18 protein-coding genes and 3 pseudogenes are annotated in these 26,096 nt (G+C 37.9%); 12 read left to right on the top strand and 9 right to left on the bottom strand.

Features of this window, described 5'->3' with window-relative positions:
* The 3 genes and pseudogenes from Q0093_RS14860 to cysQ form a co-directional block, all read right to left on the bottom strand.
* Positions 1–888: pseudogene (locus Q0093_RS14860) on the bottom strand (SLC13 family permease); the annotation flags it as partial.
* Between the two features lie 321 nt (positions 889–1,209).
* Positions 1,210–1,815 (bottom strand): annotated as a pseudogene (locus Q0093_RS14855) (SLC13 family permease); the annotation flags it as partial.
* A 26-nt stretch (positions 1,816–1,841) separates the two neighbouring features.
* Positions 1,842–2,645: a 3'(2'),5'-bisphosphate nucleotidase CysQ gene (gene cysQ / locus Q0093_RS06335; RefSeq protein ID WP_297303754.1), complete on the bottom strand. Its 804-nt coding sequence runs from the start codon at positions 2,643–2,645 to the stop codon at positions 1,842–1,844.
* Between the two features lie 404 nt (positions 2,646–3,049).
* Between cysQ and Q0093_RS06330 the strand changes: the two genes are divergently transcribed.
* The 9 genes and pseudogenes from Q0093_RS06330 (at position 3,050) to Q0093_RS06290 (ending at position 13,583) form a co-directional block, all read left to right on the top strand.
* On the top strand, positions 3,050–3,499 hold the full coding sequence (locus Q0093_RS06330) for a DUF2007 domain-containing protein (RefSeq protein ID WP_297929051.1): 450 nt from the start codon (positions 3,050–3,052) through the stop codon (positions 3,497–3,499).
* A gap of 130 nt (positions 3,500–3,629) precedes the next feature.
* Entirely contained in the window at positions 3,630–4,400 is a 771-nt protein-coding gene (locus tag Q0093_RS06325) for a peptidylprolyl isomerase (RefSeq protein ID WP_297929049.1), read from the top strand.
* Entirely contained in the window at positions 4,400–5,647 is a 1,248-nt protein-coding gene (locus tag Q0093_RS06320) for a pitrilysin family protein (RefSeq protein ID WP_297929047.1), read from the top strand. Before Q0093_RS06325 ends, Q0093_RS06320 begins: the two co-directional genes overlap by 1 nt.
* A 157-nt stretch (positions 5,648–5,804) precedes the next feature.
* On the top strand, positions 5,805–6,578 hold the full coding sequence (gene cas6 / locus Q0093_RS06315; protein WP_294176932.1) for a CRISPR-associated endoribonuclease Cas6: 774 nt from the start codon (positions 5,805–5,807) through the stop codon (positions 6,576–6,578).
* A 171-nt stretch (positions 6,579–6,749) separates the two neighbouring features.
* Positions 6,750–8,570, top strand: coding sequence for a DUF349 domain-containing protein (locus Q0093_RS06310; RefSeq protein WP_297929045.1), 1,821 nt, complete (start codon positions 6,750–6,752; stop codon positions 8,568–8,570).
* Positions 8,571–8,674: 104 nt separating this feature from the next.
* Positions 8,675–10,057, top strand: a complete 1,383-nt coding sequence (locus Q0093_RS06305; RefSeq protein ID WP_294176930.1) for an undecaprenyl-phosphate glucose phosphotransferase — start codon at positions 8,675–8,677, stop codon at positions 10,055–10,057.
* 79 nt (positions 10,058–10,136) lie between these two features.
* The gene (locus Q0093_RS06300) at positions 10,137–11,453 is read left to right on the top strand and encodes a UDP-glucose/GDP-mannose dehydrogenase family protein (protein WP_294176928.1); all 1,317 of its coding nucleotides are present in this window, start codon (positions 10,137–10,139) and stop codon (positions 11,451–11,453) included.
* Positions 11,454–13,265, top strand: a pseudogene (gene recQ, locus Q0093_RS06295) (DNA helicase RecQ); the annotation flags it as partial. It abuts the gene before it with no gap.
* Entirely contained in the window at positions 13,248–13,583 is a 336-nt protein-coding gene (locus tag Q0093_RS06290) for a helix-turn-helix domain-containing protein (RefSeq protein ID WP_297929147.1), read from the top strand. The pseudogene recQ and the gene Q0093_RS06290, both read left to right, overlap by 18 nt.
* Positions 13,584–13,597: 14 nt before the next feature.
* Here the strand turns inward: Q0093_RS06290 and Q0093_RS06285 are convergent, their stop codons facing one another.
* The 6 genes from Q0093_RS06285 to Q0093_RS06260 all read right to left on the bottom strand — a co-directional run bounded on the left by Q0093_RS06285 (position 13,598) and on the right by Q0093_RS06260 (position 20,321).
* The gene (locus Q0093_RS06285; protein WP_297929043.1) at positions 13,598–15,115 is read right to left on the bottom strand and encodes a ClC family H(+)/Cl(-) exchange transporter; all 1,518 of its coding nucleotides are present in this window, start codon (positions 15,113–15,115) and stop codon (positions 13,598–13,600) included.
* A gap of 73 nt (positions 15,116–15,188) precedes the next feature.
* Positions 15,189–15,596, bottom strand: coding sequence for a YbaN family protein (locus tag Q0093_RS06280; RefSeq protein WP_297929042.1), 408 nt, complete (start codon positions 15,594–15,596; stop codon positions 15,189–15,191).
* A complete protein-coding gene (gene fmt / locus Q0093_RS06275; protein WP_297929040.1) occupies positions 15,596–16,561 on the bottom strand; it encodes a methionyl-tRNA formyltransferase in 966 nt (321 codons plus the stop codon). The genes Q0093_RS06280 and fmt overlap by 1 nt, the downstream gene beginning before the upstream one ends.
* 9 nt (positions 16,562–16,570) lie before the next feature.
* Positions 16,571–18,346: a chloride channel protein gene (locus Q0093_RS06270; protein ID WP_294176920.1), complete on the bottom strand. Its 1,776-nt coding sequence runs from the start codon at positions 18,344–18,346 to the stop codon at positions 16,571–16,573.
* Position 18,347: 1 nt separating this feature from the next.
* Positions 18,348–19,757: a sugar transferase gene (locus tag Q0093_RS06265; RefSeq protein ID WP_294176918.1), complete on the bottom strand. Its 1,410-nt coding sequence runs from the start codon at positions 19,755–19,757 to the stop codon at positions 18,348–18,350.
* Positions 19,758–20,321 carry an L-threonylcarbamoyladenylate synthase gene (locus tag Q0093_RS06260; protein ID WP_294176917.1) on the bottom strand — a complete coding sequence of 188 codons (564 nt, stop codon included), beginning with the start codon at positions 20,319–20,321 and terminating at the stop codon, positions 19,758–19,760.
* 766 nt (positions 20,322–21,087) lie between these two features.
* Between Q0093_RS06260 and Q0093_RS06255 the strand changes: the two genes are divergently transcribed.
* Genes Q0093_RS06255 through Q0093_RS06245 form a run of 3 tightly spaced genes read left to right on the top strand, consistent with a single transcriptional unit; the run spans position 21,088 to position 26,074 of the window.
* Positions 21,088–24,144 carry a SusC/RagA family TonB-linked outer membrane protein gene (locus Q0093_RS06255; RefSeq protein ID WP_297929038.1) on the top strand — a complete coding sequence of 1,019 codons (3,057 nt, stop codon included), beginning with the start codon at positions 21,088–21,090 and terminating at the stop codon, positions 24,142–24,144.
* Between the two features lie 12 nt (positions 24,145–24,156).
* Positions 24,157–25,581: a RagB/SusD family nutrient uptake outer membrane protein gene (locus Q0093_RS06250; RefSeq protein ID WP_294176914.1), complete on the top strand. Its 1,425-nt coding sequence runs from the start codon at positions 24,157–24,159 to the stop codon at positions 25,579–25,581.
* A 25-nt stretch (positions 25,582–25,606) separates the two neighbouring features.
* Positions 25,607–26,074, top strand: a complete 468-nt coding sequence (locus tag Q0093_RS06245) for a hypothetical protein (protein ID WP_297929037.1) — start codon at positions 25,607–25,609, stop codon at positions 26,072–26,074.
* Positions 26,075–26,096: the final 22 nt, after the last annotated feature.

Here is a 26,096-nt window from a genome sequence, read left to right as displayed (position 1 = left end):
TTATTTTATAGGTGTAAATTCCCAAATGAGGGGGATCAATATGATAGATAAAATAAATATTATTAAATTGAGCGGTAATCCTATTTTAAGGAAATCTTTGAATTTGTAACCCCCGACACTTTGTACGATCAGATTGGTCTGGTATCCGATCGGAATAGAAAAACTTGCTGATGCAGCGACACAGATTGTAATAAAAAACGGCATAGGATCTACCCCTAATTCGGTAGAGAGTGATAATGCTATCGGAAAGGTAAGTGCTGCCGCAGCATTGTTCGTAATCGCTTCGGTACAGATGTTGGTGATAAGAAATAATGCAGCTAGTACGGCATGCGGGCCATAATCTTTCACTATATCTATAATTGCGCCGGCAATAATGTTTGCTATTCCTGAATTGGTCATTGCCTGACTGATTGCAAATGCTGAGGCTATGGCGATCAAGACATCCCAGCTTACATATTTTGTATATTTTTTTGCCGGGAATATTTTTAATGCGGTCATGGCAAATAAGGCTGCTGCAGCAAAGTAGAACATATCTATTTTCATACCGTTGACTCTGGGCATATATTCCCCGATTGTCGCTCCGACAATCATAAAAATAAGAATGACCGAGGCGAGCCAGCGACGGCTTTTTTGTTGGGGAGCTTCGAAATCTCCGGCATCGGATACAAGATAAAAAACTTTAGAATCTCCCCATGTCGGTATGAAGGAATCATCTGTAAGTAAGACAAGATTGTCACCCTCCTGCAATTTTAATTTATTCAAACCGGTAGTGATACGCTCTCCATTACGATTTACTGCAGTGACAATTCCTCCGTAATGTCGAAAAAAGTCGAATTTACCTAATGTCTGTCCGATACCGGGAAAACGTGGACCTAAGACTACTTCTACCAATTTTACGGCTGATTGGATGAAGTTTTTATCTGCATTTTGTAAACAAGTCAGTTTTATTCCTTCTATGTTGATAAGCGTTTTTAAGCTGGAAGATTTTCCTGCCAAGATAATTTGGTCTGATGCTCGTAAAATAATACGTTGTTTATCAGCCGGCATGAAGCTGTTGTTGCGATATATTCCGTAAACGCTCATTTGGGGAATTTCTTTAAAATGTCCGTGATCTATCACTGCTCCTGTCAAAAGGCTATTCTCAGGAACAATCGCATCGAAATAATATTCTTTTATTTCTTTTCCCGTATCACCGTTGAGACTATTTCCCGGAAGTAGTTTTTTGCTGGCAATGAAAATATAGATAAGTCCCGCGATTGTTATGATAATGCCGATTTTGCTTAGTTCGAACATTTTTAGACCTTCGTACCCTGATTCCTGCATCATTCCATGAACGACAAGGTTGGTCGAAGTTCCTATTAAAGTACAGAGCCCTCCCAAAATGGTAGCGTATGAGAGAGGAATCAAAAATTTTTGCGAAGGCATATTTACAAATTCCGCCCATTTTTTTATGATCGGGGCGAAAATAACGACTACGGCTGTGTTGTTTAAAAATGCAGAGATGAAACTAATCGTCGGAAGCATCCTGAATTGTGCTTTTCTGACAGATGTTTTAGTTTGGGGTAATATTTTTTTTATCAAGTAATCCAGAGCTCCGGATCTTCTGACTCCTTCACTGACCAGAAATAAGATGGCAACCGTTATCATTCCTTGGTTGCTGAATCCTGCCACCATTTCTTTGGGAGTAATGATTCCCATGAGCATAAAACCGATAGCGACCAGCAACAATGTAAGACCGGGTCTCATTTTATCCATTGCCAAGACGATTAACATGGCTATCAGGGCGGTTAAAACAATAATAGCATCTATACTCATTTCGATATATTCAAAATTGTTCAGGTTTATTCGACTATAAACCAGGGATTAAGTAAATTTTCTTTATTATAGGAGATTGGCGTTTGCCGGTCTGTATGATATATCTCTTTTCCCGCTGCACGGGCTATCGCATGTCCGGCGGCAGTATCCCATTCCATTGTCGGAGCGAAACGTGGGTAAATATCGGCGCTTCCTTCACTAACCAAACAGATTTTTATGGAACTTCCTACTGAAGTTGTTACTAAATCTGAGTGTATTTGTTGTAAATCTGCAATGAAAGACGCTGTTTCGGGACTCAAATGTGAACGAGATGCAACAACCGTGAATGGATTGTTTTTTCTTTTGATCGGTAATTGAATAGCATATTTTCGTAAGGTTTCTGTAGACAAATTTTCCGGTTTAGCATCGATATTTTCGACTTTATATGCTCCGTATCCGGTCAGTCCATAATAAAGAGTTTTCTTTACGGGAATATAAATTACTCCCAATTCGGGAATTCCATTTACAACAAGAGCTATATTGACAGTAAACTCTCCGTTACGTTTAATAAATTCTTTAGTTCCGTCTAAAGGATCTACTATCCATAATTTTTTCCATGATTGGCGGATCGAATAGTCAATGCTTTTCCCCTCTTCACTTAATACCGGGTAGGAAGTTTGATTCAGAAAGGATAAAATTATTTCATTTGATTTTTTATCAGCTATCGTGAGAGGAGAATTATCTGCTTTTTGTTCGATCTTGAAATCTGCGTTCGGATCGGTGTATATTTTGATAATCTCTGATCCTGCTTCGATAGCGGCACGGATAGCTGTATTTAGTTCATTTTGCATATTTTCGGATAAAAACAAGGTATAAGCAAATGCTTGATTCCCTAAAATGAAGTTACAAAGATAATAAAAACTTTATTATATACTGTGAGGAATTTGATAATGAGTAGAAGTTTGGTAGAGATTTTATTGAAGAAAGAATAAATATTTAAAAGAGGGAGGATTATTTTAGTGTCTGTTTAAGTTTTACTCGGATCAGATTTGAGATTTTTTCGAGGGAAATAGCGGGCTATCTGACGGGTGAAAATGCTAAAGTGACCGGATAATATTTATTTGTTGGAAAAATTAGACAGGCTTTTATTACCGGTTTAAATTTTGAATGAATTTTAATCGCTGAATAATAGATTTAAAATAGTATGAATTTATGATATATTCTATATATTTGATTCGAAATAAATTATTGCATCATGGCTGGAGATAGTATCGTCGTTTTTATGACTTTTGGTGATTTGACGGAAGCATATCTTGTTAAAGGGATATTAGATGATAATGCAATTCCGTCTTTTATATCGGATGAGAATGTCTTGTCGGTTTATCCTTTATATAATCAAGGACTGGGAGGAATAAAATTGTCTGTGTTTGAGAGAGATCTCGAGAGTGCGACAAGATTAGTTAAAGAGCAACAAGAGGCTTCTTTTATTCCTGAAGATCAAAAAGTCGTGAATAGTTTGGCGGATGACGGGCCTGTATGCCCTGTTTGTGGCTCACGAAATGTTGCTTATGGAGCTTCTGTCCAACATAAATATAATTGGTTGACTATATTTATATCCATATTCCTTCAGGTATATCCGTTTGCAGTCCGTAAGAGGTTTCATTGCTTTGATTGTGGAACAGATTTTAAATATAGGAAGAATTAAATATATGTCAAAAAGCTGTTTTTTTACGATATATTAGGGCTTGCTGATTATCTTTGTAGAGATTTTAGAGTGGTTTCTCCTTATGAAAAAAGGAATAAATAAATTAATAATCTGTTTAATTTTATTTTGTATGGGTTGTACATCTGTAAACAAAGAGCATGTTTATGTGTTGATTGAGACTGAATTGGGCGATATTAAAATCAAATTATATAATGAAACGCCTCTCCATAGAGATAACTTTGTCAAATTGGTAAAAGAAGGCTATTATAACGATCTTTTGTTTCATAGGGTTATAAAAGATTTTATGATACAAGGTGGAGACCCTGATTCTAAGGGAGCTGCTGCTGATAAAACATTGGGGAGCGGGGGACCGGGATATACCCTTCCTGCAGAAATCGTGTATCCTTTGTATTTCCATAAAAAAGGAGTTTTGGCTGCGGCTCGTCAGGGAGATGAAGTGAATCCGAAAAAAGAGTCTTCCGGATCTCAGTTTTATATAGTTACCGGAAACGTATATTCTGAGGGAAAATTGAAAAATTTGGAACAGCAGCTCACTCAAATGAAAGAACGGAATATCTTTAATCGTTTGGTGGGAGAACATAGATCGGAAATTATGCAGTTGCGTAAAAATCGCGATCAAGAAGGGTTGATGGCTTTACAGGATACACTTGTTGCACAGACTCATGAAATTTTGATGGATGAAGGACCGGTAATGTTTACTCCAGAGCAGAAAGAGGCATATACATCGATGGGCGGAGCTCCACATCTCGATGGAGAATATACTGTATTCGGTGAAGTCGTAGAGGGACTGGATGTCGTAGATAAAATTCAGTCGGTAGCTACCGGTAGAGCCGACCGCCCGAAAAAAGATATTTCAATGCGAATGAAAATTATAGAATAGTGATTCGAATCAATAAATATTGTTTGCCAAACGGATTGCGTTTAATTCATCATCAAGATAAAGAAACTCAGATGGTGGCATTAAACCTTTTGTACGATGTCGGGTCTAAGGATGAAAATCCGAACCGTACAGGGTTTGCCCATTTGTTTGAGCATCTGATGTTCGGTGGGTCTGTTAATATTCCCGATTTCGATACTCCGTTGCAAAAAGCCGGTGGTGAAAATAATGCGTGGACAAGTAATGATATAACGAATTATTATTCGGTAGTTCCGCGTCAGAATGTGGAAACAGCTTTTTGGCTGGAGTCGGATCGTATGCTCGGGCTTGATTTCTCGGAAAAGAGTCTGTCCGTACAGAAGCAAGTCGTAATCGAAGAATTTAAGCAGCGTAACCTGAATCAGCCGTACGGTGATATTCCGTTATTGATAAGGCCATTGGCATATAAAGTGCATCCGTATAGGTGGCCTACGATAGGGAAACGGGTTGAACATATCGAACAGGTAAAACTGGAAGATGTGAAGTCGTTCTTTTATAAACATTATGCTCCGAATAATGCTATTTTGGCAGTTACGGGAAATATCTCTTTTGAAGAGACCGTTGATCTTACCGAGAAATGGTTTGGTCCGATAGAGAGAAGAGATATAGAATTGCGGAATTTACCGATAGAACCTGTTCAGGAGTCTGCACGATTTCAGGAAGTTTCGCGCTCTGTGCCGTTAGATTCGATTACGAAAGTATATCACATGTGCCGGAGAATGGATAAAGAATACCATTGTTTTGACTTGTTGTCCGACATACTATCCAATGGCCGATCTTCCCGGCTGTTTCAACGGCTTGTCATGGATCGAAAACTGTTTGCCGATATAGATGCCAGTATTACAGGTGATATAGATGCCGGATTGTTTATGATCAAGGGAAAAGTCAATAAAGGAGTTTCTTTAGAGGATGCAGACCGTGCTATTGTTGAAGAGTTGCGTAGATTGGGAGAGAATGAGGTGTCGTCGTATGAATTGCAAAAAGTAGTCAATAAATTTGAATCGAACGATCTGTTTTCTAATATTAATTACTTGAATAAAGCAACTAATTTAGCCTATTACGAATTATTGGATAAAGCCGAAAATATCGATAGTGAAATAGAAAAATACAAAGGTGTCACTTCCCGTATGCTGAAAGAAGTAGCAGAAAGAGCATTTGTTGAGGAGAATAGTTCTACTCTATATTATCGTGCAGACGGTAATTTATTGTAAACCGTTTTTTGTGTATTATAGTAAGTAGAGCTGATAAAATCCATTTTGTGATTTTAGAGTAGTTAGATTAATATAATGAAAGACAATCAATACAGGTAGAAACAGGGCTGCAGAGATTTTGCCCGAAGACCTTTATTGTGGATAAATGGGGGAATATATGCGATTTAAGTTGATACTTACAGTAAAATCAGAACATTCGGGAAATGTACTTCCGGTGAGTTACCAATATGAATTATCTTCTTGCATTCATCGGATATTGACTGATAATAAGGAGCTGTATGAACAGTGGTTGAGGATGAATGGGTTTTTACCGGAAATGAGTGTGAAATATAGGTTATTATCTATTTCGAATTTTTATATTCCTAAAATAAAGGTCGAAGCCGATCGTCTTTTTATACTTTCGAAAAGAATACAATTGTGGATTTCTTGTTTGCCGGAGCGTTGTACCGAAGATTTTATAAAGACTCTTTTTGCGGGAAAGATTTTGTTGATAGGTGATCGTCATACTCAAGTAGAATTGCAAGTAGACGATATAATAAAAACGGATATGGATTCTTATCCTGAGACGTTGAGTTATCTTTCATTATCTCCTATTGTATTTGTGCATGTTCGTCCTAATAGAAGTATAGAATATGTGAGCCCCTCTACTCCGGGATACGGAGAGATATTATTGAATCATATTCTGGAAAAGTATCGTCATTTTTATGGGAAAGATTTTTCTGGCGATATGAATTTTAATTTTGAGCTCTTATCTGAACCTAAGCGAAAAGGTATATTTATAAAGCGTTTTACAAAAGAAGAATCGAAGATTATCGGTTATATGTATAAATTCAAGCTGACATTGCATCCTGTTTTGCATCAATTGATTCATAATACGGGATTGGGAGATAAAGTTAATCTGGGTTTTGGTTGCATTGAAATTTTAGAATAATCTGAGAGCCTGTCTGATTTTTTTATTGGAAAAATGAGACAGGCTTTGAATCTTTGTTTCCGAAAAAAAGAAATCTTTGAAAAAAGTGAGGCTTTTTATATGATTTGACAAAATAATTTTTTTATTTTGTCTCTCTAAAGTAATTAGCTTTTTTTCTTAAAGAATTTGAATATGATGGACCTTCATGAAGCTCCTTTGTTGGAGAAGTCTGCTCAGGCAGAGGAGAACATTACCACGGAAAATGTTTCTTTACCGGAAACTGCCAAAGAAAATAAATTGGTTGAAAACAAACTGTCGCGAGAAGAAATAGTAGCGAGAGTAAAAGAGCTTGTAAATCAACCTGTCGAGTCTGTAAAAGACGAGATAGATTTGTTGAAACAAAATTATTATAAGCTTCGTAAAAATGAAGTAGAAGAAGCTCGCCGGAAGTTTGAAGAAGAGACCGGTGACACTTCAGGATTTACTCCTGAGCCTGATGAGTGGGAAGAGGCGTTGAAAGGGTTGCTGAATGTGTTTAAAGAAAAAAAAGCAAAACTTCTTGAGCAACAGGAAAAAGTGAAAGAAGAAAATCTTCTGCGTAAAAAATCTATTCTTGAAGAAATAAAGAAAATTACCGAAGATTCTGATAATATCAATAAACATTATAACGATTTTCAGCAATTACAACAGGCATTCAAAGAAATTACAGATGTCCCGGCTTCTGCTGTTAATGAGTTATGGAAAAATTATCAGTTATATGTCGAGCATTTTTACGATTTATTGAAGATCAACAAAGAGTTGCGAGATTATGACTTTAAAAAGAATCTGGATCTGAAGTTGGCAATTTGTGAATCGGCCGAAGCGTTAGCTAAAAATGATGATATTGTAGCCGCTTTTAAATCTTTACAAGCTTTGCATGATGAGTGGAGAGCTATAGGACCGGTAGCAAAAGAATTGCGTGAAGATTTGTGGAATCGGTTCAAAGCAGCTTCTACAGTAATCAATAAAGCTCACCAGCAACATTTTGAAATTTTGAAAGCTGATGAGCAGAAAAACGAAGAGGCGAAGATTGCGATATGCGAGGAAATTGAAGCTATCGATATGACTGCATTGAAATCGTTTAGTGCTTGGGATGAAAAGACAAAGGATATTATAGCATTGCAAGAACGATGGAAAGGTATAGGTTTCGCCTCCCGTAAAGTGAATAACGCTTTATTCGAACGTTTCCGTAAAACGTGTGATGAGTTCTTTAGACAGAAGGCAGAGTATTTCAAACGGGTAAAAGATGAGATGTCTCTCAATCTTGAGAAGAAGAAAGCCTTGTGCGAAAAGGCTGAAGCTCTGAAAGACAGTACCGATTGGAAAAATACGACTGATCAGATGATTGCCATTCAGAAAGAATGGAAAACTATCGGTCCGGTTTCAAAGAAATATTCAGATGCTGTATGGACTCGTTTTATTGCAGCTTGCGATTACTTCTTTGAGCAAAAAAATAAGCAGACAGCTTCTGTACGTCAGGTTGAACAGGAAAACCTATTGTTGAAAAAGGCCGTTATTGAAAAATTGGATGCTCTTGATGAGGCAATGGCTACGACCGAAGCCATTGCTTTGGTAAGAACCTTGATGGCCGAGTGGAATCAGATCGGTCATGTACCTTTCAAAGAAAAAGACAAGATTTATAAGAGTTATCAGGCTGCTTTGGATAAGCATTTTAAACGCCTGAATATGAATGAAAATAAGAATCGTTTAAATTCTTTTACTTCTGCCGTTCAACAAATGGCGTCCTCTGACCAAGCTCAAAATAAATTATACCGGGAAAGAGAACGACTGATGCGTTCGTATGAACATGTTAAAGCGGAGTTGCAAACATACGAAAATAACATGGGCTTTTTAAATATCTCTTCAAAAAGCGGAGGAGGCATGCTCAAGGAAATGGAACGAAAGATGCAAAAATTAAAAGATGAAATGCAGCTGATTGCTCAAAAAATCGAATTGATCGACGAGAATCTATAAATTAGGTAAAGATTTGTACGGCTCGTAACAGACTGCGGTTTGTTACGGGCTGTTTTATCGATAATCACATAGATGCTTCTATAGTGAAATAAGTGTTTGATAATATGGAGAGAAGAGATAGAGGACGTTTTATAAGAGGATTGGTTGCAGTCGGAGATTTTTGTTGTATCAATCTCGTTTTCCTTATGGTTTATCTGTTTTTCGATTCAGATATGACCCATCAATTCAATCAAAAGATAGTTTGGCTTTTACTAAATATATCTTATTTCCCGGTCGTGTTGATGTTTAATCAGATACATAATACCCGTATTATCTATATCGATTCTTTATTATTGGCGGCTTCTGAGTCGGTAATATTACTGTTTCTGATTTTTATATCATTACTGACATTTTTGCAAATAGAGGTCGGGACGATTGTTTTGCTTACATTTTTTGTCGGTTTCTTTATATCCTTGAATCTTTGGTGGTTATTAGCAAGTAGGGTTCTTAAATATTATCGAAGTAAAGGATTTAATTTTAAGAGAATCATTATTGTGGGTGCTGGAAAAACCGGTTTGATGCTGTTTCGGGAATTACATTCAGATTTAGGATATGGGTATAAATTTTTGGGTTTCTTTGATGATAATGCAGAGTTGAAAGGTCAGATTCCCCAATTGTTGGGCGATACCGGTATGGTCGAAAAATTTGCATTAGAAAATAATGTTGACGAAATTTATTGCGCGCTTCCTGGATCTCAAGATGCTAAAATATTGAATTTACTACAGTTCTCCGAGCGTCATGCTATCCGCTTTTTTATAGTGCCGGAAATCAGCCGTTATGTCTTACGCAGGCTGCATTTTCAGATTATGGGACGAGTACCGGTATTGTCTGTTCGAGAAGAACCCTTGCAGAGGTGGGAGATGAGGGCAGTCAAACGTTTGTTCGATTTTGTTTTTTCTTCGGCTATTCTTTTACTTTCTCCTTTTTGGTTGTTGCCGATAGCTATATGCGTGAAATTATCTTCACCCGGACCTGTACTATTTAAGCAGAAACGTACAGGTTTTATGGGACGGGAATTCAATTGTTTGAAATTTCGGACGATGAAAGTAAATAATGAAAGTGATAAACTTCAAGCAACCAAAGGAGATCCCCGTATAACTCGTATCGGTGAGTTCTTACGAAAAACGAGTCTTGATGAATTGCCGCAGTTTATTAATGTTTTTAAAGGAGAGATGTCGGTTGTCGGACCTCGTCCTCATATGCTGAAACACACAAAAGACTACTCGGCGATTATCGATAAATATATGGTTCGTCATTTTATAAAACCCGGTTTAACGGGGTGGGCGCAAGTAAATGGATATCGGGGAGAGACAAAAGAACTTTGGCAAATGGAAAAAAGAGTAGAATATGATGTCTGGTATATCGAGAATTGGAACTTTATGCTCGATATGAAGATTATTTTTTTGACTTTGATCGGTATTTTTAAAGGTGATAAGAATGCATTTTGATTAAAAAATGTTGGATACTTGTTTAAATTTTGCCGGAATTAATTTGAGAATTAAAGTATTAAATATAGAAGCATAGATTATGAAAACTGCAATTGTCGGAACCGGTTATGTGGGTTTGGTAACAGGAACCTGTTTTGCTGAAATGGGGGCGAATGTTATTTGTGTAGATGTTGACCGGACTAAAATCGAAAAGCTTAAAAACGGTATAATTCCCATCTATGAACCGGGCTTAGAAGAGTTGGTTAAAAAGAATTGTAATGACGGACGATTGAATTTTACGACAGATCTGGCTTCATGTATTAATGATGTGGATATTGTTTTTAGTGCGGTAGGTACTCCTCCCGACGAAGATGGAAGTGCCGATTTAAGTTATGTTTTGGAGGTTGCACGTACTATCGGACGCACGATGAATAAGTACCTGCTTGTTGTTACGAAGAGTACTGTCCCTGTGGGAACTGCAGCTTTGGTGCGTCGGGCTATACAAGATGAGTTGGATATTCGGAATTTGGATATTCAATTTGACGTTGCTTCTAATCCCGAGTTTTTGAAAGAAGGAAATGCCGTGAATGATTTTATGCACCCTGATCGTGTCGTTGTCGGAGTAGAATCGGAAAAGGCGAAAGCTTTGTTGTCTCGCCTTTATAAACCGTTTTTGATCAATAATTTCCGTATTATATTTATGGATGTTCCATCGGCCGAAATGACTAAATATGCGGCAAATGCGATGTTGGCTACTCGCATTAGCTTTATGAATAATATTGCTAATCTTTGTGAGAAAGTCGGTGCTGATATAAATATGGTGCGTGCGGGAATCGGGAGTGATGAACGTATTGGCAGCAAATTTTTGTATGCCGGTTGCGGATATGGAGGATCATGTTTCCCGAAAGATGTTCGGGCATTGATAAAGACTGCGTCGGAAAATGATGTCGATCTTGAGATACTGAAAGCTGTAGAACGGGTGAATGACGAGCAGAAAATGATTTTGTTCAAAAAATTGTCTGCCTATTATTCAAATAAGTTGTCTGGAAAAACGATTGCCGTTTGGGGACTTTCGTTCAAGCCGGAAACCGATGATATGAGAGATGCTCCGTCTCTGTTGCTGGTTGATGCTTTGGTCAAGGCCGGATGTGTTGTAAAAGCTTATGATCCTATTGCGATTCCGGAGGCTAAGCGTCGTTTAGGCGAAGAGCATATTATTTTTGTCGATGATATGTATGACGCTCTGATCGATGCCGACTGTTTGATGCTGGTGACGGAATGGAAACAGTTTAGATTACCTTCTTGGGCGGTGATCCGTAAATTGATGAAAACTCCATATATATTAGATGGTCGCAATATTTATGATCGAGAAGAGGTGAAAGCTTTAGGTTTTGATTACGAATGCATAGGACGTTAGATGACTTTGAACCAGAACACTCCGTTACAGATTCTGAAAAAATATTATGGATATGATACATTTCGTATTCAGCAGGCCGAAATAATCGATACGGTCATATCTGGTCGTGATTGTTTGGTATTGATGCCTACCGGAGGAGGGAAATCTCTCTGTTATCAGATTCCTGCAATTATAAAAGGGGGGACGACAGTTGTTGTTTCTCCTTTATTGGCTTTAATGAAAGATCAGGTCGATACTCTTGATTCGAATGGTATCCCTGCTGCAATGCTGAATAGTTTACAAAATGAGACAGAGACGGCAAAGGTAAAGATTGCTGCTCGGCGGGGAGATTTGAAGTTGTTATATATTTCTCCTGAGCGGTTGATGGGTGAGATAGACGGGCTGTTGCTGGAAATGAATATTTCTTTATTTGCGATCGACGAAGCGCACTGTATCTCGCAGTGGGGGCATGATTTCAGACCGGAATATAATCGTCTTTCTGTTCTTAAAAAATATTTTCCGAAAGTGCCGTTAATGGCATTGACTGCTACTGCAGATAAGTTGACACGTGAGGATATCGTGACTCAGCTTGCTATGGATGACCCTCAGGTGTTTATATCCTCTTTTGATCGTTCCAATCTCACGCTTTCGGTGCGTAAAAATCTGAATAAGAAACAAAAATTATCAGCAATACTCTCATTTATAGAACAGCATCCGCGTCAAAGCGGAATAATTTATTGTATGAGTCGGAACAATACCGAGATGTTGGTCCGAGAACTGTCTCAGTACGGAATTTCGGTGACAGCTTATCATGCCGGGTTATCGTCTCGGGAGAGAGAAACGTCACAGCAAGCATTCTTGAATGATCGAGTGCAAATAATCTGTGCTACGATTGCTTTTGGAATGGGAATCGACAAATCCAATGTGCGTTGGGTCATACATTATAATATGCCTAAGAGTATAGAGTGTTATTATCAGGAAATCGGAAGAGCCGGAAGGGATGGAATGAAAGGCGATACATTACTGTTCTATTCTTTAGGTGATGTGGTAATGCTTTCAAAATTTGCTGAAGAAAGCGGGCAGAAGAAAATTAATTTGGAGAAACTTCGCCGGATGCAGCAATATGCGGAATCTCCGGTTTGTCGCAGACGTATTTTACTCAGTTATTTTGGCGAAACAGTCGATCATGATTGTGGAAACTGTGATGTTTGCAAAAATCCGCCTCAACGGTTTGACGGATCTGTATTGGCACAGAAAGCTTTGAGTGCTATCGTTCGCACAGACCAACAAGTGACTTTTAATTTGTTGATCGATGTTTTGCGAGGGTCGCATAAAGCAGAAATTCTCAAAAGAAATTATGATAAAATAAAAACATTCGGAGTCGGTTCTGATTTAACATTTCGACAATGGCAGGGATATCTTTTGCAAATGTTGCAGTTAGGATTATTCGAAATGCTTTATAATCAGGGTGAACGGTTATCTGTGACAGAATTGGGTTGGAAAGTCCTCCGGAATGAATTGGAAATTAAGCTTACATGGGTAACCGATGAAGTCGTGCAGCCGATAGCCAAAACTCCTAAAAAAACAATGCGTCATGAGGTTTCGGAATTATCTGATGACGAAAAACTTTTTGAAGCACTGCGTGGATTGCGAATGAAGCTTGCGGCAGAAGAAGATAAACCTGCTTATACGATATTTACAGATCGTGTCTTACAAGAGATGGTAGAGCGCAAACCTGTTACACTATATGATTTTGCTCGGATCAGCGGAGTCGGAGAAGCAAAAGTTTCTCGCTATGGTAAGCAATTTGTCGATTTGCTCCGTAAAGAATTGAATGTTAAACGAGAAAGAGGCGATTCATATATCGAGACTTTGATGCTTTTACGTCAAGGCCTAACGATCGAGCAGGTTGCAGAAAGCCGGAATTTAAAGCCTGTTACGGTTTATTCTCATATAGCAGAATTGATTATATCCCGGAAGTTGACAGATTGGAGTGATTATATTTCGGTTTTTGAAATCGAGTCTGTTGCGAATGTCATATCATCTTTCGAAAATAAAACTCAAAATTTGAAGCCTATATATGAAGCGTTAAATGGTGAAATAGATTATGGCAAGATCCGTTTAGCTTTAGCTGTTCTGTCTCTTGAATAATCCTCTGTTCATGTTTATTCATTCGTTATATTTCTCAAAGAACGGTATAACTTTTCCAAATCTTTAGAATAAAGAGATATGTTGATTTGATCTCCCGGTTTGAGTGTATAATTTTTATTAGAAATACATTCATTGTTTCGAATTATATTTTCTATACGGCAACCGTACGGGAGGTTAATTGTTTTATTTGTTCTGCCGGCGAGATAGGATTCCGTATTTATTTCAAACGGAATAGTAATTCTTTCATCCGATTGTGAGTAATCGGCAGGTAATAAGTTTTTGTATAGTTGATCATAAATAGGTTTTACTCCCCAAATCTCACTGATAAAATAAGTTATGCCTACAACAACGGTTATCGGTATTAACATATTGAATTTCTGGGTCATTTCGAGTATTAGAATGATCCCGGTAATAGGAGATCTCACTACCGCAGCAAACAACGCAGACATCCCGATTAGCATGAAAAAACCGAAATGCTCGGGCGAGAGCATTCCGATCCGAATCAAGAGAAGTGCGAATAATTTTCCCGTAAGTCCGCCTATGACCAATAGCGGCAGGAAGATACCTCCCGGAAAGCCAGTTGCATAACAAAGCGTTGTAAATAAAAGTTTTATGATAATAAGAATTACCAATATACCCATTTCGGTATGAATAGCATTTGCCTCTTTTAGTAAGAAATTCTCTCCTCCTGCAACTAATCCTGAAAAGAAATATCCTAAGATATAAGTAACAATGATTATTCCGAGAATACGTATGGAGACCGGTATCCGGCTGTCTCCATATTGCTTTTGAAATCGGAGTAATAAATAGTTGAAGGTTTTTCCTATAATAGTCAATAACGTTGAGAAAAGAATAAATGCAACAGCTATTTCGCCGATATTCATTTCATCAGGGTAGGCCGTATTGATCAAAGTATATGAGTTGACCGTGAATATCTGAGATGCTATCCAGCCGGATATGATTGCAGCTAAAAGTGACGATATGGCGATTTTTACGGAATCGAACTTTTCAACTTCTTCAATGATAAATATCGTAGATGCCAATGGTGCGGTAAAGGCAGAAGAGAGGCCTGCACTCGCTCCGCCTGTATATAAATAACGTTGTTCTGAAATATTAGCCTTTCCCCACTTTCCGATTAATTTTGCAATGAATCCTCCCATTTGGACAGACGGACCTTCTCTTCCTAAAGAAAGTCCCATACCTATTCCGGCAACGCCTCCTATAAATTTAGCTATCAATGTTTTTAGCGGATGGATAAATTGAAATCTTCCGAATATCGCACCTTCGATTTGCGGTATTCCGCTCCCTGAGATAATAGGATATTTTTTTACAAGATACCATATTGCTATTCCGATAATCCACATGATTGTTATGATTATCGGATGAAACCACCAAGAGTAAGATGATGAAAAAAGAATGTCCCGTAAATCAGAAGACTTCACGAGTAAATAACGGAAAGGAACAGTAATAAGTCCGGTCATTCCTCCGACTACGATACAGAGCAGATATAATTTTACATGAGAAAATTTCATTATGAACAAGAAGAATACATATTTTCATAGTATAACGTTTTTGTTTTATGCTCTGTTCGTATAACCCGGAATTTTAATGTATGTCTTTTTTCTTATGTATATCCGAACGTAAAGTCTTATATGATAGAATGTGTATGGTTATACCGGTGGATATTGCAATTAAAAGTATGGCTATCCATAATTCGGCTGTGACCCATATAGATATTCCTATAGTAATCCATAAAGTTGTTATGGTTATGACCTTTCCTCGTAAAGGGATTGCTTTATATTCATGAAAATTACGAATACAGTTTCCGAAAAGAGGAATGTTCATGACTTTATTATAAAGATATGGAGAACTACGAGTATAAAGCCAAGCGGTCAGTAACCAAAACGGAGTTGTCGGGAGTATCGGTACAAATAGACCGATACCTCCTAAAATAAGGCACAAAGTCCCTGATACGATATATATTATTTTTTTATACGAATTAACTTTTCGCATTATCGGCAAATAAAATCTGCGGTGAGAGAGAATCCTCGTAATAGTTCTTCTACCGATAATCTTTTTTTTCCGGGAAGTTGCAGTACTTTTAACCGTACACTACCGTTTCCGCAAGATATTTCAATATATTTTTTCCCGTCTGTATATAAAGTTCCGGGTTTTCCATTTGTCGTATTTATAACTTCGGTTTCAAATATTTTTACTGTATAGACCGTATGGTCGGGAGCTTCCCATTCGCACCATGCTGCCGGATAAGGGGATAATCCCCTTATAAAGTTATATATGTCCTTTGCACTTTTATTCCAGTCGATCCGGCAGGTTTCTTTAAAGATTTTGGGAGCAGGCCTTAACGGTTCGTCTACATTGACAGACTCTTGATCGACAGGGGAAATCCTCCCGTCGAGAATTGCATCTACCGTTTCTGTTACCATCGAAGCACCCATAACCATCAGTCGGTCATGTACTGTTCCTGCATTATCATTATCTGCAATAGGGATGCGCTTTTGCATGATTATTTTGCCGGTATCTATCTCATGAGTAAGAAAAAATGTAGTAGCTCCGGTCTCTTTGTCACCATTGATTATCGCCCAGTTGATAGGCGCTGCCCCACGATATTGGGGCAGGAGGGAAGCATGCAGATTGAATGTCCCTAATCGGGGCATGTCCCATACAACTTCAGGGAGCATACGGAATGCTACGACGATTTGAAGGTCGGCATTCCAAGCTCTTAATTCGGTCAGGAAAGTTTCGTCTTTTAATTTCTCAGGTTGTAAAAGGGGAAGACCTTGAGAAATGGCATATTCCTTTACCGGAGAAAACTGTATTTTGTGTCCTCGTCCTGCTGGTTTGTCGGGCATTGTAATTACTCCTGCGACATTATATCCTTCCTCCACGAGATGTTTTAAACTCTCTACGGCAAATTCGGGAGTTCCCATGAAAACGATTCTTATATTTTCCTTTTCCATATATATTTGTTAATCTTGAGAATAATGCACTAATACACGTCGGTATGAATTGAATATTTTTGATTTTGAAACAAATCCGACGTACTGGTCGTTTTCTACGACCGGAAGATTCCATGCATTTGTTTCGTCAAATATTTTCATTACCTTTTCCATTGTCATACCCACTTCTATTTTTCCCGGAGGCGAGATCATAAATTTTCGGACAAACATACGATTGTAAAGTTCCGGGCGAAACATAATATTTCTTATATCATCCAATAATACGATGCCGAGTAATTGGTTACGATGGTTTGTGACCGGAAATATGTTACGATGCGACTGAGATATAACTTTTACCATATCTCCTAAACTCATTTCGGGATGGACTATGAGAAAATCTTTCTCTATAACGCTGTCCATTTTTAACAATGTCAATACGGCTTTATCTTTATGGTGAGTAAGAAGCTCTCCTTTTTTGGCCAGACGCATAGTATATATACTGTGCGGTTCGAAAATTCTGATTGTGCCGAATGCTACGGTAGAGGTAATCATCAACGGAAGGAAAAGATCATACCCTCCGGTTAACTCGGCAGTGAGGAAAAGAGCCATTAACGGTGCATGCATTACTGCCGACATGACACCGGCCATCCCCATAAGCGCGAAATTTTTTTCGGAGAGAGGAATCACTATTTCGAAATGATTGATTGTATAGGCAAACAGAAAGCCTCCCATACAGCCGAGATAGAGACTTGGGGCGAATGTCCCTCCGACACCACCTCCTCCGTTTGTTGCACTTGTTGCGAATACTTTAAGTAACACGATTAAAGCTAAAGTCATAAAAACGACCCAGAAATTATCTCTCCACGGGTAAAAAATACTACCGTCTGTGATAACGTCAGGGTGTCCGCTGAGCAATCGGGTGATAGATTCATAGCCTTCTCCATAAAGAGGAGGAAGTAAGAAAATAGACAAACTTAAAATTATAGAACCTAATCCGAATTTTTTCCAAGGATTTCCGAGTTTACGGAATTTCCCTTCGAGCCAGTTCATGACTCTGGTAAAATAGAGAGATACGAACCCGCAGAAAATTCCCAGAATAATAACATACGGAATTCTTTCAGCGATAAAAGGTTCGGTTTGAACGAAACTAAACTGAGCCGTCGGTCCGGTGAAAATATAAGCAACGGTAGCAGCCGTTGCAGAGGAGATAAGTAAAGGCATCACCGATGTTGTAGTCAAGTCCATCATAAGTATTTCCAGAGTAAATAGCAAACCGGCAATAGGAGCTTTGAAAATTCCGGCTATACTGGCAGATGCTCCGCATCCGACAAGAAGCATAAGTACACGGGTATCCAGTCTGAAAGCACTACCGATATTCGATCCTATAGCTGCACCGGTATATACGATGGGAGCTTCAGCACCGACAGATCCTCCGAATCCTATCGTGATAGAACTTGCTACTACTGAGGTGTACATATTATGAGGTTTTAATCGGCTTTTACGCTGTGAGATGGCATATAATATGCGGGTTATACCATGACTGATATCATCTTTAACAATATATCGCACATATAAACCGGAAAGAAGAATACCTATGATCGGATACACAAGATATAGATAGTTTGCCCCACTGATAGAAAAATGTTCGGTGAGCAGATTTTGTATAAAATGTATCAGGTATTTTAGTATAAGAGCTGCTCCTGCGGCTAAAATACCAATAATGAAGCTGAGAATTAAAATAAAATTTTTTTCCTTTATATTTTTTTCCCGCCAGACAAGAAGCTTTAAGAACCAATCTTTTCCCATATTAAATGCCTTTCCCTGTAAATACTGTTTTTACTGTGTAAATAATAATTTTTAAATCAACTAATAAAGACATGTTTTCAAGGTAAAGAATTTCATATTTAAGTCGTTTTATCATTTCGTCGATATTGCGGGCATAACCGAATTTTACCATTCCCCATGATGTGATTCCCGGACGAACTTGATGCAATAAACTGTAATAGGGGGCACGGCGTATTAGCTGGTCTATGAAATATTTCCTTTCGGGACGCGGACCTACAATAGACATGTCTCCTTTTATGACGTTCCAGAATTGAGGTAATTCATCCAATCTATATTTGCGCATGATATGTCCGAAAGGTGTTATACGGGAATCATGCTCGTTAGATAGAGCCGGACCGTTTTGTTCGGCATTGTTTATCATCGTCCTAAATTTGTAAAGAGTAAATTCTTTTCTTCTGTATCCGATGCGCTGTTGTTTAAAAATAACAGGACCTTTCGAGCCGGTTTTTATTTTTATTGCTAAAAACAGGAATAATGGAGAAAGTATGATTAAGGCAAGTGCCGACAAGATTACGTCTAACAATCTTTTAATATTTTTTTGACAATCGGAAAGGGAACATATACTGATATCGATAAAAGGTGTTCCGTATATATTTGATAATTTTATGCGGGATGTCAGCATTTCATATTCGCTTGCCTCTATTTGTATCGGTAACTCGAGAGGATATAAACTGTTGATCAGTTTGTGCATATTCTTGCGATTATGATGCTCCTGAGCGATGATGAGTTCTTCTATGGAAAATTCTTTGATTTTTTCAGGAAGTTCCGAGAATGAAAATATCGGTAAATCAGAGGAAATACATTCTTGTTGGTCATCGGTTTTTACATATCCGATAATTTTGTATCCCATAGATTTTTGCATGTGATTCAGTTCATAGCCCAAATTTTGAGCTTTCTTACCTGCCCCGATAATCAATGTATTGAAACCCCATATACGGTTATGTATTCGAGATGTCGCTTGTTGTGTGATAATCGCCCGACAGGTATATACACAGGTGAACAATATACCGAATAGACCTAAAATTAATTTATAACTCGTATAAACATGTGGTTGGTCATTGAGCAGAGCTACGAAGAAAACGATGAATGTACAAAGTAGAATAGAAAGAAATGTCGTGAAAAATTCGTCTAATCGGGATTTGAGAAACGGACGATTATAGTATCCGGATAAATAAAATATGAAAAGGAACATACATGGAAAAACGATCTGTCCCTCTATTATCTTCGATGAATTTAGATAACCCGATAAAGATCCGAATGAATATTGTATATTTAGTAAATGATAACGGAACAAATTGAACAGAAACCAAGCAAGGCTGACTGAAATGGTGTCGCCGACAAAATATTTTATTATTTGTAATTTTTGTTTCATTTATGGCCGTAATATCTTAACTATCCCGCCTTCTTCTAATTTTATGACACTTGATGGTGACGGATGGGTCATTTCATTTTGGCGGTATTCGACAATATAATCTACTGCATCTTTTATTTCTTGAGAGATTTCTGAAAAATTGCGTGGAGAGGGAGTTCCACTGATATTGGCAGATGTCGAAACGATTGCTTTTCTGAATCTTTCACATAGTTTGTGAGAAAAAGTTTCTTTCGTTATGCGGATACCCACACTTCCGTCTTCTGCCAATAAGTTATGGGCAAGGTTACGGGCATTCGGATAAACTATGGTAAGGGGCTTATCTGCGACATCTATCAGATCCCATGCTATATCCGGAATATGATCGGTATAAAAATCTATTTTTACAGGACTGTCCACTAAAACGATTAAAGCTTTGCTGTCGATTCGTTTTTTTATTTCATATACTCGTTTTACTGCGAGCTCGTTGGTGGCATCACATCCGATTCCCCATATCGTGTCGGTCGGGTACAATATGAGTCCGCCTTCTTGCATGATTTTACATGCCTCTTTTATATCGTTATCCATGTAAAAAGATGTTATATAACTGACAACTCGCAAAGTTAGAAAATCACTTTCCGATTACAAAATAAATATCTCTATTTCTTTTGGTGGAGAATATCGGTTTTGTATAAGAATCTGTTTAAATTTAGACAGGCTCTTGACATGGACATTTTTGGGTGAACTGTTTTCGAGGGAGTTTTTCTATTTCGATAAGGAGCGTAGCAGGTTATGTGACATGCAGAAACATAAAAATAAATCGTAAGAAGGCTCAAAAAAGTCTGGATATATAAATTTTATTAGAAAGTTTAGACAGGCTTTTAGATTTAAAGAATCATCTTGGTTGTATCTAACGGGGATAAGAAATTAAGAAATATTCTCATAAAATTGAAATGCTCTTTTATCGTTGTTTTAAAAATGCTATAAAGATTTTTTTGTATTGGATAGAGTTTTTAATACTTTGCAGTGATATTGGATTTTACAGCTTTGGGTGAATAATTTATTAATACTGTAAATTCATTTATTTTAAAATATTATTATAACCTGCTTTTTATTAATAGTTTCTCTTTTTTGTGGTTTTTATTGTCTGATTAAAAATGCGAATTTGTTTATATGTTTTAGACTTATATAGGAATAAATAACTTATTTGTTGTATGTAAATTTAAAAAAAGGAACATATTATTAATTTTCTTCAAATCTTTTGCACTTCTCAAATTCGTTTTACACATTTGTAAAATTATTTAAAAAATGAATAGAAAGGCTTTTTTGATAGACTTTATTTAATCTGGGAAATATGCAAAGGTTTTTGTTTCATTTACTGATTATAATTTTATTATTATCGGTAAATCAAATTGTAGAAGCTCAGGAATCCGGATTCAGGAAAGTAACAGGAGTTGTTATTGATGCTGAACGCAATCCGGTTGTCGGGGCCTCGATTCTTGTAAAAGAAACCAAGAAGGGGACTACTACGGATATAGATGGAAAGTTTACCGTATCTGTTCCCGTGGGTAAGGCTACTTTGGTTTTTTCTTTCATCGGAATGCAATCTGAGACTATTATCGTTACTAAGCAGACTGATTTAAAAGTTATTTTGAAGAATAATGATCATCAGATTGGCGAAGTTGTAGTTCAAGGGGCGTATGGTACTATTCAGAAAAGATCCGATATGGTAGGAAGTGCATTTCAGGTAGGATCAAAAGAGTTAAAGTATCTTCCGGCCGGACGTGTTGATGATATGTTGGATGGTTTGATACCGGGTATGCGTATAGAGCCTAATACTGATTCTCCCTCGGTTAGAACTCGTAATAATGTCCGTATTCGAGGTGATGGTTCTTTGAATGCGTCGAGCGAACCGATGTGGATTGTCGATGGTGTGCCTGTATATACGGGTACGGCAACGAATATTATAGAAGGAATGAACACGAGCATAAGTCCACTCTCTTTTTTGAATCCGGATGATATCGAATCTATTACGGTTTTAAAAGACGCTTCTGCTACAGCGATTTACGGTGTTAACGCTTCGAATGGTGTTATTTTGATCACTACTAAAAAAGGCCGTTCGGGAAAGACCGTGTTGAATGCTACGGTGCAGTATGGAGTTTCGTTTTTGAATGAATCGACACGTTTTAAAACTACAAACGGCTCACAATACCTTGAGTTGGCTCGGGAAGCTTGGCTGAACGGGGGCGAAAAAAATCTGGATTATTTCCCATATACAGATAATCCTCATGATTCATATTCGACGACAAACACCAATTGGCATGATCTTCTTTTCGGGAGTGGACAGACTTTACAAGTTAACGTCTCTGCAAGCGGGGGAGGTGAACGAATGTCCAACCGTTTGTCTGCATCTTATTATCAAGAGGATCAAATTGAAAAAGGCAATCGTCAGCAGCGTATTACATTAAGATCGGTTACGGATGTGCAGATACACCCTAAATTTTCTTCTTCCGTTACGTTAGGAGTTTCCTATAACCCAAATAATTTGTTTGCCGTATCGAAGAGCTATTATCAGTTATTGCCGATTTTTTCTCCTTATGATATGGACGGAACGACTTATAGGCTGTATGATAATATAATCGACGGGACGACGACCGATAGTTTTGGAAATGTGGTTCCGAATTGGAAAAAGAAGAAACTTTATAATTCGTTGGCTTATAGGGATGAGAATTCTGATAAGCAGCGTGCGGTACAGGCTGAAGGTAATTTTTCTTTAAAATATGATATTATTCAAGGGCTTAGCGCCACAGCACAATTCGGTGTAAATTATTTGAATAATCATGGTGCTTCTTATGATGCCCGGACAAACTGGGCGGGAATGGACTCTAATGGAGAAGGAATCGGTTATTCTCGTAGAGAAGAATCGAATGTGCTTACATGGGTCAATGTTTATCGGGTGAATCTTGATCGCCGTTTTAGGAAACATGGCGTAAATGCCGTTGCCGGTATAGAGTTGAAAAATGTTTCTCGAGATTCTCATAACGCTTCAGGCAGCGGATTTATGAATGATTTTATTCAAGAAGTCGGATATGCTGAGCAGGATAGCCGACTGGGTTCTAGTAGTTCTGATATTACCCGGAATCTTTCCTACTTTTTTTCGGCAGGATATAATTGGGCTTCTCGTTATTATCTGACAGTTTCGGGTCGAAGAGACGGAAGTTCTGATTTTGGAAAGTTTGCGCGCTGGGCTAATTCGGCATCGATCGGAGCTTCTTGGAATATTCATAACGAACCGTTTTATTCATGGGATTTTATGGATGTATTGAAGTTGAAAGGTTCGTATGGAAATACGAATAATTCACGTTCGAGCGTTTCCGCAAAAGGCGCTTATAATTATAGCGACTCTTATTTTTATGATAACCAATTAGGGGCTGTCATGTCAGAACCGCCTAATCCGGGATTGACGTGGGAAACTACTTACAAAACTAATGTCAGTATTCGTGCACGTTTTTTAGAACGGTTTGATATGGAATTGGAATATTATCGGAATGTAACAGAAAATATGCTGAGTAAGTTGGGAGTATCCCGTGCTGTGGGTAGTACCCGGATTTATCGTAATGCCGGATCGATGCGAAATCAAGGTGTGGAGTTTAATATGAACACGATCAATATACAGATGAAAGATTTTGAATGGACTACCGATTTCAATATAGCTCATAATAAAAATAAAATATTAGAACTGTATAATGACACGGAAGTCGGTCGTATAACTAATGTTTGGAGAAAAGGAGAAGATAAAAATGTTTATTATCTGGTCCGCTGGGCAGGAGTAGATCCTCGTGACGGAAGTCCTCTGTGGTATGATAAGAACGGTAATATAACCCGATCGTTCAGTTATGATAACAGAGTTCCGTATAAAACTTCTTCTCCGACTGTTTATGGAGGATTCCACAATACATTCAGGTGGAAAGATCTTTCGTTGCGTATAAATATGACCTATTCTATCGGTGGATATTTGTTGAGTTCATTTATGTCGGGATCATTAGATGACGGGTATAGTGTACTGTCTTACAATCAGCCGATCGAGGCGCTCGATCGTTGGCAAAATCCCGGGGATTTGGCGGTGAATCCGAAGTTTGTCAATAATAATCCGAGTAAATCGAGTATGTACTCGACTCGGTATCTGTATAAGGCGACATATTTTGAATTGAAGAATATCGTTTTGACATATAATCTTCCGAAGTCGATTTGTAAAAAAATGAATATGAGCGGATGTACTCTTTCTCTTATCGGAGATAATGTGGCGATATTTACTCCGGATCAGAAAAAAGGGAAAAACAGTTATAAAACTTTAATGAACGGATTCCCGATGACAACGACCTATTCGGTGAGCTTGGGCGTATCTTTTTAAATAACGAATACGATGAAGAAAATATATACGATTTTATTTTGCATTGCACTTGTCGGTTTTCAGGGGTGTAGTTTTCTGGAAGTAGAGAAATTCGGTAAAAGCGATATAGAAACCTTTTTTTCGGATGTTGACGGATTACGGTCTGGATTGGCCGGTTCTTATCGTTTGTTGTATAATTTTTATGACGGAGAGTTTTCTGAATATCCTGAAGTTGCGGCAGACATGTTGTATTTATCTAATTCAGAAGGAGTAAGTATTGCCGATCAGTATAATTATACTTCCGATCCGGCGCAGGAAACCGGTGCTGTGGGGTATATCTGGAGAGACGGTTTGGAGATAATAGGAAATGTAAATAATATATTGCAATATGCTCCCGATTTGAAAGAAAAATATCCGGGAAATGCGGCAGAGATAGAGCTTATTCGGGCTCAAGCTCTTTATATCCGGGCATTAGTTCATCTAAACCTTTGCTGCTGTTATGGCCAACATTATACTTATACGCCTGATGCCTCACATTGGGGAGTTCCCAATCTCTCTATTTTGCCCAGTGCGAATGATCCTGTATTGCGGGCTTCGGTATATGATGTTTATAATAAACGTATTATTCCGGATTTGGAAGAGGCTATAGGAATTTTCGGATCTACGACAATGGATTGTTATCACGCTTCTGCAACAGCATGTGAAGCTTTGCTTGCCAGAGTATATCTTTATATGGAGCAGTGGCAGAAAGCAAGCGATTATGCGACAACAGTTATTGCTAAAGTTCCTTTGACTTCGTATGAAAATTATGTCAATATGTATGTTAATATAGAGGCTGGGAGTGAGGCTATATTCCGGTTAAACGGTTTTCGGGCTTCAAAAGATCTGTGGAAATTTTATGATCCTGTGTCTCCTATCGCTCGTCCGGCAGATACATTATATACCTTTTTTGATCAACCTGACGATATTCGTCTCGAACTGCTTTATGATACGAAAGACGAAGTTAAAACTAAAGCTTGCCGTAAATTTTATGTAGCTAAAGATGTGGTTGAGGATGACAAGCATTATGATCCGTTCGTTTCGCGAGTGTCGGAGATGTATTTGATTAGAGCGGAGGCGAATTGTTATCTTCCCGGAGGAGAAACAACTGCGGCAAATGACATTAAAGCATTGCAGGCAAGGGCTTTAGGAAAACAGCCTTCGGAAATTAATTTAGTTTATAGCAGTGTTGAAGATTTACTGAAATTAGTTGAGAAAGAACGTATTAAAGAGCTTTGTTTTGAGGGGCATAGATTGTTTGATATTACTCGGAAAAAGCAGAATATGGTGCGTGAATCAAGTACGAATTCTATCGTAAAAATAAAAACTTATCCTAATGATTGGTTTGTGTTACCTATACCTATGGATGAGATTGAGGCTAATCCTGAGATACAGCTTAATCCGGGAGTTAATTATTGATTGATAAAATTAAGTAGTTATAGATATGAAATTTGTAAAAATATTATTTCTCCTGGCTGTAGCTATTGGACTTTCTTCTTGTTCTAAAGATGAAGAACCCTTCGATCATCCTTTCATTTATATTACTGATGCACAAGGGGGATCATCTGCGATTATAGATTGTGACGGTACTTTTGTCGCTACTTATTATGTGTATATGAGTACAAAAAAAATTTCGGAAGATGTCACGGTTAATTATGAACTTGTCGTAGGAGACGGTTTACAGGAAGGTGTTGATTTTAGACAAGTCTCTCCCGGTTCTTCTATCGTGTTTCCCAGCGGTGTATATGAAAGGCCTATTCGTATAGAGTGGTTGAATCACATGATTGAAGCAGGGAAAAATAATACGGTTAAGATTGTATTGAAAAGTAACAGTAAGAATTTTACTATCGGATTTCCGGGACCAGATCGCTTGAATAGTGAATATACGATTACCAAGCAAATACCATTTTAAATTGTTTAATGAGAGGGATTTC

This window comes from uncultured Coprobacter sp. (genome assembly GCF_947855755.1).
Lineage (GTDB): Bacteria > Bacteroidota > Bacteroidia > Bacteroidales > Coprobacteraceae > Coprobacter.
Note: the sequence above shows the minus strand (reverse complement) of the source record. Positions and strands in the feature narration are given on the sequence as shown.

What these genes read in the sequence shown, in the direction of transcription:
- cysQ (WP_297303754.1), bottom strand. Translation starts at nt 2,645, where the DNA reads ATGCAAAATGAACTAAATACAGCTATCCGTGCCGCTATCGAAGCAGGA.
- Q0093_RS06330 (WP_297929051.1), top strand. Translation starts at nt 3,050, where the DNA reads ATGGCTGGAGATAGTATCGTCGTTTTTATGACTTTTGGTGATTTGACG.
- Q0093_RS06325 (WP_297929049.1), top strand. Translation starts at nt 3,630, where the DNA reads ATGGGTTGTACATCTGTAAACAAAGAGCATGTTTATGTGTTGATTGAG.
- cas6 (WP_294176932.1), top strand. Translation starts at nt 5,805, where the DNA reads ATGCGATTTAAGTTGATACTTACAGTAAAATCAGAACATTCGGGAAAT.
- Q0093_RS06310 (WP_297929045.1), top strand. Translation starts at nt 6,750, where the DNA reads ATGATGGACCTTCATGAAGCTCCTTTGTTGGAGAAGTCTGCTCAGGCA.
- Q0093_RS06305 (WP_294176930.1), top strand. Translation starts at nt 8,675, where the DNA reads ATGGAGAGAAGAGATAGAGGACGTTTTATAAGAGGATTGGTTGCAGTC.
- Q0093_RS06300 (WP_294176928.1), top strand. Translation starts at nt 10,137, where the DNA reads ATGAAAACTGCAATTGTCGGAACCGGTTATGTGGGTTTGGTAACAGGA.
- Q0093_RS06285 (WP_297929043.1), bottom strand. Translation starts at nt 15,115, where the DNA reads ATGAAATTTTCTCATGTAAAATTATATCTGCTCTGTATCGTAGTCGGA.
- Q0093_RS06280 (WP_297929042.1), bottom strand. Translation starts at nt 15,596, where the DNA reads ATGCGAAAAGTTAATTCGTATAAAAAAATAATATATATCGTATCAGGG.
- fmt (WP_297929040.1), bottom strand. Translation starts at nt 16,561, where the DNA reads ATGGAAAAGGAAAATATAAGAATCGTTTTCATGGGAACTCCCGAATTT.
- Q0093_RS06270 (WP_294176920.1), bottom strand. Translation starts at nt 18,346, where the DNA reads ATGGGAAAAGATTGGTTCTTAAAGCTTCTTGTCTGGCGGGAAAAAAAT.
- Q0093_RS06265 (WP_294176918.1), bottom strand. Translation starts at nt 19,757, where the DNA reads ATGAAACAAAAATTACAAATAATAAAATATTTTGTCGGCGACACCATT.
- Q0093_RS06260 (WP_294176917.1), bottom strand. Translation starts at nt 20,321, where the DNA reads ATGGATAACGATATAAAAGAGGCATGTAAAATCATGCAAGAAGGCGGA.
- Q0093_RS06255 (WP_297929038.1), top strand. Translation starts at nt 21,088, where the DNA reads ATGCAAAGGTTTTTGTTTCATTTACTGATTATAATTTTATTATTATCG.
- Q0093_RS06250 (WP_294176914.1), top strand. Translation starts at nt 24,157, where the DNA reads ATGAAGAAAATATATACGATTTTATTTTGCATTGCACTTGTCGGTTTT.
- Q0093_RS06245 (WP_297929037.1), top strand. Translation starts at nt 25,607, where the DNA reads ATGAAATTTGTAAAAATATTATTTCTCCTGGCTGTAGCTATTGGACTT.